Annotated in this window: 12 protein-coding genes and 1 other RNA gene; all 13 read right to left on the bottom strand. The window is 48.4% G+C overall.

Annotation, left to right across the window (positions count from 1 at the left end; translation table 11 throughout):
- Positions 1 to 330 precede the first annotated feature (330 nt).
- The gene (locus tag AC0YN3_RS30830; protein ID WP_475778716.1) at positions 331 to 594 is read right to left on the bottom strand and encodes a pro-sigmaK processing inhibitor BofA family protein; all 264 of its coding nucleotides are present in this window, start codon (positions 592 to 594) and stop codon (positions 331 to 333) included.
- Entirely contained in the window at positions 591 to 839 is a 249-nt protein-coding gene (locus AC0YN3_RS30825) for a DUF2508 family protein (protein ID WP_475778715.1), read from the bottom strand. Before AC0YN3_RS30825 ends, AC0YN3_RS30830 begins: the two co-directional genes overlap by 4 nt.
- 161 nt (positions 840 to 1,000) lie before the next feature.
- A complete protein-coding gene (recR, locus tag AC0YN3_RS30820; protein WP_475778714.1) occupies positions 1,001 to 1,600 on the bottom strand; it encodes a recombination mediator RecR in 600 nt (199 codons plus the stop codon).
- A gap of 41 nt (positions 1,601 to 1,641) precedes the next feature.
- Positions 1,642 to 1,953, bottom strand: coding sequence for a YbaB/EbfC family nucleoid-associated protein (locus AC0YN3_RS30815; protein WP_475778713.1), 312 nt, complete (start codon positions 1,951 to 1,953; stop codon positions 1,642 to 1,644).
- Between the two features lie 24 nt (positions 1,954 to 1,977).
- On the bottom strand, positions 1,978 to 3,771 hold the full coding sequence (gene dnaX, locus AC0YN3_RS30810) for a DNA polymerase III subunit gamma/tau (RefSeq protein ID WP_475778712.1): 1,794 nt from the start codon (positions 3,769 to 3,771) through the stop codon (positions 1,978 to 1,980).
- A gap of 319 nt (positions 3,772 to 4,090) precedes the next feature.
- An RNA gene (ffs, locus tag AC0YN3_RS30805) (signal recognition particle sRNA large type) lies at positions 4,091 to 4,359 on the bottom strand.
- 70 nt (positions 4,360 to 4,429) lie between these two features.
- Positions 4,430 to 4,849 carry a hypothetical protein gene (locus tag AC0YN3_RS30800; protein ID WP_475778711.1) on the bottom strand — a complete coding sequence of 140 codons (420 nt, stop codon included), beginning with the start codon at positions 4,847 to 4,849 and terminating at the stop codon, positions 4,430 to 4,432.
- An 83-nt stretch (positions 4,850 to 4,932) separates the two neighbouring features.
- Entirely contained in the window at positions 4,933 to 5,130 is a 198-nt protein-coding gene (gene rpmE, locus AC0YN3_RS30795) for a 50S ribosomal protein L31 (RefSeq protein ID WP_053373265.1), read from the bottom strand.
- Between the two features lie 143 nt (positions 5,131 to 5,273).
- A complete protein-coding gene (locus tag AC0YN3_RS30790; protein ID WP_475778710.1) occupies positions 5,274 to 6,527 on the bottom strand; it encodes a radical SAM family protein in 1,254 nt (417 codons plus the stop codon).
- 21 nt (positions 6,528 to 6,548) lie between these two features.
- On the bottom strand, positions 6,549 to 7,883 hold the full coding sequence (gene rho, locus AC0YN3_RS30785) for a transcription termination factor Rho (protein WP_183571057.1): 1,335 nt from the start codon (positions 7,881 to 7,883) through the stop codon (positions 6,549 to 6,551).
- Between the two features lie 123 nt (positions 7,884 to 8,006).
- Positions 8,007 to 9,269 (bottom strand): UDP-N-acetylglucosamine 1-carboxyvinyltransferase, encoded by a 1,263-nt coding sequence (locus AC0YN3_RS30780; protein WP_475778709.1) that lies wholly within the window; start codon positions 9,267 to 9,269, stop codon positions 8,007 to 8,009.
- Positions 9,270 to 9,641: 372 nt separating this feature from the next.
- Positions 9,642 to 10,040 (bottom strand): response regulator, encoded by a 399-nt coding sequence (locus tag AC0YN3_RS30775; protein ID WP_475778708.1) that lies wholly within the window; start codon positions 10,038 to 10,040, stop codon positions 9,642 to 9,644.
- A gap of 157 nt (positions 10,041 to 10,197) precedes the next feature.
- The gene (locus tag AC0YN3_RS30770; protein ID WP_475778707.1) at positions 10,198 to 11,799 is read right to left on the bottom strand and encodes a CTP synthase; all 1,602 of its coding nucleotides are present in this window, start codon (positions 11,797 to 11,799) and stop codon (positions 10,198 to 10,200) included.
- Positions 11,800 to 11,891: the final 92 nt, after the last annotated feature.

Genomic DNA, 11,891 nt, shown 5'->3' with positions numbered 1-11,891 from the left:
ACGCCGCCAGCGTTCGTCCTGAGCCAGGATCAAACTCTCCAAATTGGTGTTTGAAATGCTCATTACTTGTTATCGCTTTTTCGCTTATCCCGAAGGATTTGCGAGGCAGTTGTTACTCGTTGTTCAGTTTTCAAAGAGCAATCTTTTCTTTCGTGTCGGCCGTGTGTCTCATTGGCGACTTTTATAATATATCACAGATGCCCAAGTTAATGCAAGTCTTTTTTTAATTTCTTTTTTTTAAGCTTGCTTGCTTACTCTTGGCGCGAGAACTAATGTAGCATATAAACGATATGCGAGTCAACCTTTTACTTAAACCTTTTTGCAAATTCATCATACAACGACCCACTGGAGACCTGCAATCAAAGCAATCCCTGGTACGCCTAATGCAATGACTGTTCCTATGGTAATCGGATTCAAGGGGATATAAATGCCGGGCAAGAGGTCTGAGTAATTAAGTAAATAGAGCAAACCTGCGGCTAGCACAAGATGGAGCGTAAAGCTGCGAAGCATTCTCCATGAAAGCTTGTTCTTGAATAATACAATAGCCAATAAAAGAGAAGAACCCACAAATAAGGTTAACCAAATCGCATTCATATTCCAATCCCTCCCCAGCGCGGCCATTTTTCATTCGAATGCTTCGCTAACCGAAGCAGCATTTCATATCTTTTCTCTGCAGTAATAATACTGTAAATAGCGTAATCGATTTGATCCTGTCCAACCGCATACTCGAAAAAACGATTGGCATTCTCCCATTCACGGTGTGCTTCCCCTATTTCCTTTCGGATTTCCTCCATGTGCGCCGAATCCTTATGTAGTGCTTCTCGCTGCTTTTTGATCAAGCCCATCCCCTCCCGCATATCTTCGTCAATTACAACCCATTACTATATGTATAGGCTTGGACTAAGGAATAGAACGGCAGATTGGACGGCTGCGTATCTGTCGAAACAACAAAAGCGGCCAGCCCAGTAAATACCGGGCCGCCGCTTTCGGAGGAACATGATTAATTAATTTCTCTTCGACCTTCGAGCGCTTTCGATAACGTAACCTCGTCCGCATACTCAAGATCTCCGCCAACCGGCAATCCATGTGCAATGCGCGTCACACGAATGCCAAATGGCTTAATAAGCCTTGAAAGGTACATCGCTGTCGCTTCGCCTTCAATGTTCGGGTTAGTGGCTAATATAAGCTCCTGCACGCGCTCATCGCTCAGTCTTCGCAATAGCTCGGCAATTCGAATCTCATCCGGCCCAATGCCCTCCATGGGAGAAATCGCACCCTGCAGGACGTGGTATTGCCCTTCATAGTCTTTCATACGCTCGATGGCTACAAGGTCCTTCGAATCCTGAACGACGCAAATGACCGATTGGTCACGCGATTTATCCTGGCAAATCCTGCAGGGATCGGTATCCGTAATGTTGCAGCAAACCGAACAGTAGAACAAATTACGCTTAACGCTCACTAACGCCTTAGCGAAATCAATAACATCGTCTTCTTTCATTCGAAGCACGTGAAACGCCAGACGGGCGGCCGTTTTGGGTCCAATACCCGGTAATCGCGTAAAAGCATCAATCAACTTCGCTATCGGTTCGGGGTAATACAAAACTGGGTACAGCTCCTTTCAAACGGAAGCAAGACTGCTGCTTAGAACAATCCAGGAATTTTCATTCCGCCAGTAAATTTACCCATATCCTTATTCGCAAGCTCATCTACCTTAGAAAGTGCATCGTTCACCGCTGTGAGCACAAGATCCTGCAGCATTTCTACATCCTCCGGATCTACTGCCTCAGGCTTAATGGTAATGTTAAGCAGCTTCTTATGGCCATTGGCCGAAACCGTCACGACACCGCCACCAGCCGTACCTTCAACTGTTTTCGTTTCAAGCTCTTCTTGAGCCTTCATCATTTGATCCTGCATTTTTTTAACTTGCTTCATCATTTGGTTCATGTTATTCATTTCTATTCACCTCATCATTAGTATTTAATCATTATCCTTCACAACTACTAGGTCTTCGCCAAAAAGCTTAACGGCTTCCTCTACCCACACCGGCCTGCCGGATGGCTGAGGTGCATGAGGCGAATCCGCTGACTCATGCTCGAGCTGCAGAGTCTCGCTCTTCTGCGAAACCGCTCCCTGTGCGGCAGCCTGCCAGTCCTTCATCATGACTGTGACAATTCGGAATGATCCACCTAGCACATCGTGCATCACTTTCTCAATAATATCACGATTCGCCGGTTTTTCGGTCGTTTCCCGGTGCATTGTATTTTTGAATGCGACAAGGATGGCATCATCTGCCGAAGCGACGGGCTCTCCATCCTTCAACCAGGCATGAACGGTAATCTTGGCATCCTTCACGCCTTGAAGGACATCATTCCATTTCATACGGAATTGATTGAACTCCGGACTGCCTGCATTCGCCAAATACGGATCAAGCTTAACGGTTCTCGCCGCTCCCCCAGATCCGCCGAACGACGTGCGAACCGCATTCGTTCGGGCGGCTTGCTTGCTTGCCGCCTGATCAGCAGCCGAGGATTGCCCTCCGCCCGCTATTCCATTCTGCATGGCCTGTTCCAGCTTGCGCTCAAGCGCTTCAACCTGCTGGCGCAATCGTCCCACTTCCGCGGCTTGCGCTCCGTTAGAAGCTGCAGGCCCCGTGCTTGAAGCAGCAGTACCGCCTGCGGATTGCTCATCGCCAAGCGTACATAGCTTCATAAGCGCGACCTCAAACAAAGTTTGGGGCTGGGAAGCATGCTTCAGCTCGACTTGATAGCGGTTGAGCGTATCGATCATAGAGAACAAGCGCGCTGGCGTGAAGGCATCTGCCATCATTTTGAAGCGTTCCGGATCCACAATTCTTTCCGTTACCGCACCGCCCTGAGGAGCAAGCTTCATTACTAACAAATCTCTAAAGTAATAGATCAAGTTCTCGAGGCATTTGTCAGCACTTTTGCCCGCTTGCATCAAGCTCTCTACCAAAGGCATCACAGCCGAAACATTGCGATCCTTGACCGCTTCCGCCAATTGATAGAAGTGATCCGCAGCCATGCCGCCAGTCACGTCTACCGCAGCTTCAAGCGTGATACGATTATCAGCAAATGCGGAGACCTGCTCCAGCAAGCTGATCGCATCACGCATACCGCCTTCGGATAATCTGGCGATATACGCAATAGCGTCCTTATCTGCCTCGATACCTTCCTCCTGGCAAATCTTAATCAAGTGCTCCGTCTGCTCTTCAAGCGAAACCTGCCTGAAATCAAACCGCTGGCAGCGTGAAATAATCGTAGCAGGCAGCTTATGCGGTTCGGTCGTCGCCAAGATAAATATCACATGCCCCGGCGGCTCCTCCAATGTCTTGAGCAAGGCATTGAACGCCTCAGCCGTAAGCATATGTACTTCATCTATAATATAAACCTTGAACCGCACTTCCGAGGGCGCATATCGCACTTTGTCACGGATATCGCGAATTTCGTCAATTCCACGATTAGAAGCAGCATCGATCTCGATTACATCCATAATATGACCAGCGGTAATCCCTATGCAAGCATCGCATTCATTACAAGGTTCCTCGGCAGGACCGCGTTCGCAGTTAACCGCTTTCGCTAGTATTTTGGCGGCGCTGGTCTTTCCTGTTCCCCTTGGCCCGTTAAAGAGATAGGCATGTGACACTCGTTGTTCACGAATGGAATTCTGCAGCGTTTGGATAATGTGCTGTTGTCCAACCATGTCCTGAAACGTCTGCGGACGCCAGGCACGGTATAAAGCGATATGTGACACGCAGACCTTTCCTTTCATGTTGCCTTTTATTGCAATAAAAATTGCCGCATTCCTATTATACAACAACTGTGTAGCAAGCAAAACTTTCTTTTACCTGTCAAATCCATATTCTGTTACAAGAAAAAACGGCTTCGCCGTCCTCTGCAAGAAGAGGGTATCCGCTTCTAGTAGAAATAGAAGAATACTTTATCGTGCGAAACATACAAAGGCTTATATTTAAACAAAAACACCTGCTTCCGCTAATTCCGACTAGAGCATCGAACAGCGTAACCAGGTGTTGCTTCTGTTATTGTAAATCATGATTTGAAAATGGTTAGTACCGTGCACCTACTCCTGATAAATGCGACCCAGGCGACATCCTTGCACTACAGCTCGAGTCAGGCACTCCTCCGGCACATGAACTAATTTGCTTATGGCTGCTTCCTTCCGGACCTGACCGGGTTCACAAACGTCCATTGCGGAGGACCCAACTGTCAACACTGCTCGCAAGTGCCAAGACCCTACATCAGCATAACCTCAAATAGGAATTCAACCTCGCTACAGCGGATTGCGAGTTACAGGGCACCGCTACCTCCCCATCTAGCACGGCAAAAATAAGTATAGCCGATTCGCGCACAAAGCGCAACTCGTACCGCAAATTGAGATCATATGGCTATTCTTATCGTTTGGCTTCCACATGAACGTTATAGCGTGGCATATTATGCTGCACAACCGACTGAGCCTTCGCACGCAGCTGCTCAACCTGCCCGTCCGACAAAGAACCTGCTACATCCAGGTTCACATGCAGGTCCGTGCCGTTGAAGTAAATCCGCGTATGCTCTATGCCGCTAATCGGCTTAAGCACCTGCTCGATCATATCGCCGTCTGCGTTATAATTCAGATATTGAAGGCGGTTAGGCAAATTCGGGTTGCTGTTCGAATACCCCATATAACCGTCATGACCATATGTTTTCATTTTGTCCCGCTTGCCGCCGCCGCATGCAGATAGCGTAACGGCTAAAGACAGCACGAGTAACAGCATTAACGTTATTCGATATGAAGCCAATCGATCCGTAAAAACCGTTCGTTTCTTTTCCAATCAAAAAACCTCCCTTCTAACCAATAGGATGGCTGAGGGAGGCTCTTGTATTCTGCCAAATAAAGGCGGAACGGTTGAATGGATTAAATTCCGTATTTCTTCTTGAAACGATCGACGCGGCCGCCAGCATCCAGGAACTTTTGCTTACCCGTGTAGAATGGGTGGCATTGGGAACAAACCTCTACGCGAAGGCTCGGTTTAATCGAACCAGTCTCGAAGGAATTTCCACAAGCGCAAGTTGCTGTAATGATGTGGTATGTCGGATGAATTGCTTGTTTCATCTCGTTCACCTCTTTCTGCCCTGAGTCGCATGCGGACCCAGAGTTAAATCACACATCTCGGATTATAGCATGAACTCTTTTACAGTTGCAATGAATAATCGCTCATATGTTAATATTAGCTGAAATTACTTAATAAGGGACTCTTATCTGCGCAAAGCGGCAGGCGGGACATGCGTATATGAGCCAATCACAACATCCGGCAGCTCTTCGCGGAAAATCTCCAGCATCTGCTTCATCCCATAAATCTCACCCTGAGCCTTTGGTATAATAGCCAAATAGCTTTCCGGATCGATATTCAAATTACGCATTTGGATGAGCTTAAGGCCCGTACGCTTGACGAATCCGATCATCGCTTCAATCTCTTCCTCGCGATCGGTAACCCCGGGAAAAATCAAATAGTTAATAGAGGTATATACCCCATTATCAGATGCATATTTCAACGATTTCTCTACGTTCTTCAAGGTGTAGCCGCGCGGCTTGTAATAAGCGTTGTAGTGGTCATCGAGGGCGCTAATCGTACTTACCCGCATCAGGTTAAGTCCCGCATCCACGATAGCACGCATGTAATCGGTCAAGCCCGCATTGGTGTTGATGTTGATATAGCCAAGCGAGTTCTGACTGCGAACGCGTTTCATCGCTTCCACAATAATTCTAGCCTGCGTCGACGGTTCGCCTTCGCAGCCTTGTCCAAAGCTGATAATCGATTCCGGCTCGCGAAGATGCTCCAGCATGATCTCCACGACCTCTTCAACGGTCGGTTTAAAGTTCATGCGAGTTTGCGGAGCGACAAAGCCGCTGTCATCCGGCTGCTCGGAAATACAACCGAAGCAACCGGCATTGCAAGAATAGGAAACCGGAACGGCTCCTTCCCATCGGCCAAGGAAGGTGTTCGAAGAGGTCAGGCATTCGTAACCCAATGCGCAATTGGATAAGTGCTTATACAGCCGATTTTCCGGGTATTTGGCAAGAATGCGTTCGACTTGGATGCCTAATTCGCCGCGGTCGCAATTGAGCGGATCCCATCTTTCCGGATCATCGCATTGCTCCGCCGTAACATAAAAGCCTCCATCCTTCCACACCACTGCCGTATATCCGAACAAAGGAAGCTTCTCATTCTTATCGGCCTTCACGTACCCCGGCAGACAGAGACGGGTAAAGCCCTGTGGCAGCAGCGCCCCAACCGCTTGCGAGCCGCCAGGCAGCATTTGCATTTCGCCGGAATCCGGATTTAGACCAATCGGCCTAGTGAAAGGAAGGCTGACTAAGGTTGCTCCATTAGGAAGAGGAATCAATTCCTCCTCCATAATCTCGACAATCATGTCGCCGCTTCTTCCAAGTGCTATATAATCGGGATGGTCAAAAACATTGCCGTTCTCATCCGCATATACGAGATTCATGTTGTTCTCCCTCCTGCGGCCTTACGATCCGTGCGTCGTTCTAGGCGTTGGCCGCCTGCTGGTCGCTGTCGTGCTGCTTTTGATACCGGACCGCTCCGGCTTCGCTTCTACCGTTGTATCGAGAGACATGAGGAACTGTTCGTTGTTCTCGCTGTCCTTTAGTTTTTTCAAAAAGTTATCGACATAGTCAGGCGTATCCGTCATGCCCCTCCGGATGGCCCAAACCTTCTCAAGCTCTTCCTTTGTAAGGAGCATCTCTTCCCGCCTCGTGCCTGATCTGCGTAAATCGAGCGCTGGGAAAATACGTCGTTCGGAAAGCTTCCGGTCGAGATGGAGCTCCATATTGCCCGTACCTTTAAATTCCTCATAAATAATATCATCCATACGCGAGCCCGTTTCGATTAGCGCAGTTGCGAGAATCGTCAAGCTGCCGCCTTCCTCGACGTTGCGGGCCGAACCGAAAAACCGTTTCGGTCGGTGGAACGCCGCAGGATCGATACCGCCGCTAAGCGTACGTCCAGATGGAGGAATAACCAAGTTGTATGCTCTCGCTAGACGAGTAATACTATCCATTAAGATGACGACGTCCTTCTTATGCTCAACCAAGCGAAGAGCCCTCTCGAGAACAAGCTCCGCTACTTTAATATGATTCTCCGGAAGCTCATCAAAGGTCGATGCGATAACTTCGCCTTTTACGGAGCGCTGCATATCGGTTACTTCCTCGGGACGTTCGTCAATAAGCAGGACAAACAATTTGATATCAGGACGGTTCTCTGAAATGCTGTGGGCAATTTCTTTGAGCAGCAATGTTTTACCCGTCTTCGGAGGAGCAACGATCAAGCCGCGTTGCCCAAGCCCGACAGGAGCGAGTAAATCCATCATGCGCGTGGATAGCTTCGACGATGTCGTCTCCAGAACCAGCTTCTTTTCTGGATAAAGAGGAGTAAGCGCAGGAAAATGCAGCCGTTCCGATGCTGTCTCCGGATTCTCGCCGTTTACAGCATTTACTTGGAGCAAGCCAAAGTAACGCTCGTTTTCCTTAGGCGGGCGACACTTTCCAGATACAAGATCCCCGCTGCGCAAATCAAACCTGCGGATCTGCGAGGCTGAGATGTAGATGTCTTCCTTGCTCGGCAAATAGTTGATAGGCCGTAAAAATCCGAAGCCCTCTGGCAAAATATCGAGTACGCCTTCCATAAACATGAGGCCGCTCTTCTCCGCTTGGGCACGCAAAATGGCGAAAATCAATTCCTTTTTCTTGAGCGTTCCGTAATAGGGAACCTGAAACTGTTTCGCTAATTTGTATAAATCAGTTAACTTCATCTCTTCTAGATCCGCGATCTGAAGGTCTGTCATGTTCTCACCACTTTATTCAATTTTCATTATGATTTCGTATATCTAGTAAAATCATAGAACTGATTAATCATCATTGCCGAATTAGACACCGTCTATTCCACGGCGTCCGCATCATCCTATTCCCTAGGAGGTGGCTTCTGTCTCGCGCCACACTTCAGCACCTAACCGGCATAGATTTTCTACTAGATTATCATAACCTCGGTCAATATATTCAACGCCTGTAATTTCCGTAATACCCTCATCTACTGTTAATGCAGCAACAACGAGCGCAGCACCTGCGCGCAAATCTGCAGCCTTCACTTTGGCTGCATTGAGCTTACCGCCTTCTATCACAGCGGAGCGGCCTTCAACACGGATATTAGCGCCCATGCGAGAGAGCTCTGGTACATGCTTGAATCTTGTGCCGTACACGTAATCCGTTAGAATACTGACTCCTGTCGCTTGTGTAAGCAGCGTGGTCATGGGAGATTGAAGATCAGTTGGAAAGCCCGGATACACGAGCGCTTTCACGTCAATAGATGAATACTCCGGTCCACCGATGATGCGGATAGACTCATCCATCTCAATAACCTGAACGCCCATTTCTTCCAGCTTCGCTGTCATAGCTTCTAAATGCTTAGGGATAACATTATCAATAAGGACATCGCCGCGAGTAGCCGCGGCAGCTATCATGTACGTACCGGCTTGGATTCGATCAGGAATAATGGAATGGCGGCAACCGTGAAGCCGATCGACCCCTTCAATCCGGATCGTCTCGGTTCCTGCGCCTTTGATTTTTGCGCCCATAGCATTGAGGAGAGTAGCTACATCTATAATTTCAGGCTCTTTTGCCGCATTTTCAATAACGGTCAGCCCTTTGGCCCTGGAAGCAGCAAGCATAATATTAATCGTAGCACCGACGCTTGACACATCGAGGTAAATCTTCGCGCCGCGCAGCTCTTTCGCTGATATTCGTATAGAGCCGTGGTCATTGGTAACCGTTGCGCCAAGCGCTTCAAAACCTTTGATGTGCTGATCGATCGGCCTAGGCTCGAAGTTGCAGCCTCCAGGCATGCCAATCGTTGCTTCTCCGAATCTTCCGAGCATAGCTCCCATTAAATAATATGAAGCGCGCAGCAGCTTTACCTTTCCATTGGGCATCGCCTTGGAAACGAGCTGCGATGGATCAATCCGCATCATATCCCCGTCGCGTTTCACAACCGCGCCAAGCTCTTGCAAAATTTCTCCGTAAACGGCAACATCGCTTATTATGGGCAAATTGTCGAGCACAACTTCCGATTCTGCCAGAATCGCCGCTGGCACGAGCGCAACCGCGCTGTTCTTGGCCCCGCTGATCTGGACAGTTCCTCGAAGCGGCCGTCCGCCTCGTATCATTAATTTCTCCATCTAATTATATTTCCTCCCGTAGATTGGAAGGGAATAAAGGAAGAACCGCCAAAGCAAGCGAGTGTTCTACCACTGGCCGGTTTGAGGCGGTTTGATTCCTTTACTCCTGTTATTGCGCTTGAATGTGACTTATAAGACAAGCGTTTGGCTTCATTGGATACCAGCCTTCTTCGCATTGCGAAAGGGCTGAACATATATGCATCGTTCAAGTACTTTGCCTTTGAGCATAAAAAAATCGAGGGTGCAGCTTGTCATTCTGAGCCATTATACCATACTGCAACTTGAAATAGTAACGCTTGTTTTCACGCTTCCAATAAATGAAAAAAACGACAGCGCCCCAAGCAAGCGACGATGCCGTTTTTGTTGTCTGGATTATGAGCCTATTGCAAAGCGACTTGTGGAGTTTCCTCCGCGCAGCTGCATATTAACCGCAATTCGCATCTCGTCGATGTCGAAAGGCTTCGTAAAGTGCATCAATGCGCCGAGATCTGTCGCTTCTTTAATCATATCAAGCTCGCCGTATGCCGTCATCATGATGACTTTAATGTTCCGGTCAATCGTTTTTACATGCTTTAAAATTTCCAGACCATCCATGCCAGGAATTTTCATATCCAGCAGTACAAGATCGGGAGATTCGCTCTTCACGATTTCCAAAGCCAGCTTGCCATTAGACGCTTGGAACGTATTATAGCCCTCGCTGCTGAACACTTCCATTAGCAATACGCGAATACCGTTCTGATCATCAACGATCAACACTTTCTTCTTATCCAACTCCAAATCCCCCCGCGACTGAGTTTACCTACAAAAATGGCCAACTCTTCCATAATCGTTAATATATTCGCTAGGTAGGGTATATAATCCTTCTCACTCCGAGAAAAAGTTATCAATAGCTGTTATGGAATATGTCATAAGCAGAAGTGACCGTTGTTTATTCGGAATAGCTAAGCGCAGCTTGTACGAATCCACGGAACAAAGGCTGCGGACGGTTCGGCCTGGACGTGAATTCTGGATGGAATTGAACAGCCAAGAACCATGGATGATCAGCCATTTCCACCATTTCGACAAGACGCCCGTCAGGTGAAGTACCCGAAATCGACAAGCCCGCTTTCTCAATCGTCTCGCGGTATTCATTATTAAACTCATACCGGTGACGGTGACGCTCATAAACAAGCTCATCGCCATATTCGCGTTCCGCAAGCGTTCCCGCTTTCAGCTTGCATGGATATAGCCCAAGGCGCATCGTGCCGCCCATATCTTCAATGTCCTTTTGATCCGGCAGCAAATCGATAACCGGGTACGGTGTGGATGAGTTAATCTCGGAGCTGTTCGCATTAGCTAGTCCAGCTACGTTGCGCGCATATTCAATTACAGCTACTTGCATGCCTAAGCAAATACCGAAGAACGGAATTTGTTTTTCGCGCGCATACTTGATTGCCGTGATCTTGCCTTCGATTCCGCGATCGCCGAAGCCGCCTGGCACAAGGATACCGTGAACGCCTTGCAGTTGTTCCTCGACATTCTCTTCTGTCAGCTCATCGGCGTGCAGCCAGCGAATCTTCACTTCTGAATCGGAAGCGATCCCCGCATGCTCAAGCGATTCCACAATGCTCAAATAAGCATCATGCAGCGCAACATATTTGCCGACAATCGCGATTTCCGTTTTCTTGTGAAGCGATTTGACACGCTTAACAAGCTCTTCCCACTCGCGCATATCCGGCGGATCGGTTTTTAGCTTCAGGTGGTTCACGACGATCTCGTCAAGACCCTCCTCGCGAAGCATTAACGGAACCTCGTACAAAGTCGAAGCATCACGGCATTCCACTACGGCATTTGCGTCGATGTCGCAGAACAAGCCAATCTTGCGTTTCAAATCATCGGCAAGCGGATGCTCTGTACGGCAAACGATTACGTTAGGCTGAATGCCGATACTGCGCAATTCCTTAACGCTGTGCTGGGTAGGCTTGGTTTTCACTTCGCCTGCAGCCTTGATGTAAGGGATAAGCGTAACGTGGATATACATCACGTTATCACGGCCGATATCGCTTTTAATTTGGCGAATCGCCTCAAGGAATGGCAAGCTCTCGATATCGCCTACCGTGCCGCCGATTTCTGTGATGACAACGTCGGAGCCCGCTTCTTTGCCCGCGCGGAAAACGCGGTCCTTGATTTCATTCGTAATATGCGGGATAACCTGAACCGTTCCGCCCAAATAGTCGCCGCGGCGCTCTTTGGTAATGACGTTGGAATAAATTTTGCCGGACGTTACGTTATTGTTTTTGGAGAGGTTAATATCGATGAACCGCTCATAATGCCCAAGGTCCAAATCCGTTTCTGCGCCATCATCGGTAACGAATACTTCTCCGTGCTGGTATGGACTCATCGTTCCCGGGTCCACGTTAATATAAGGATCGAATTTCTGAATCGTTACTTTGAGGCCCCTATTCTTCAGCAATCTGCCGAGCGAGGCTGCCGTAATCCCTTTGCCCAAGGACGACACTACGCCGCCGGTTACAAATATATATTTGGTCACTGTGATGATACCCTCCAAGCTCCTATGGTTAATGTTTAGGTTTGCCCATTTACTCGATAAACATGGATGCGGATAAGCTCCGCGTGTCCATC

This window comes from Paenibacillus sp. J22R232 (assembly GCF_056269165.1).
Note: the sequence above shows the minus strand (reverse complement) of the source record. Positions and strands in the feature narration are given on the sequence as shown.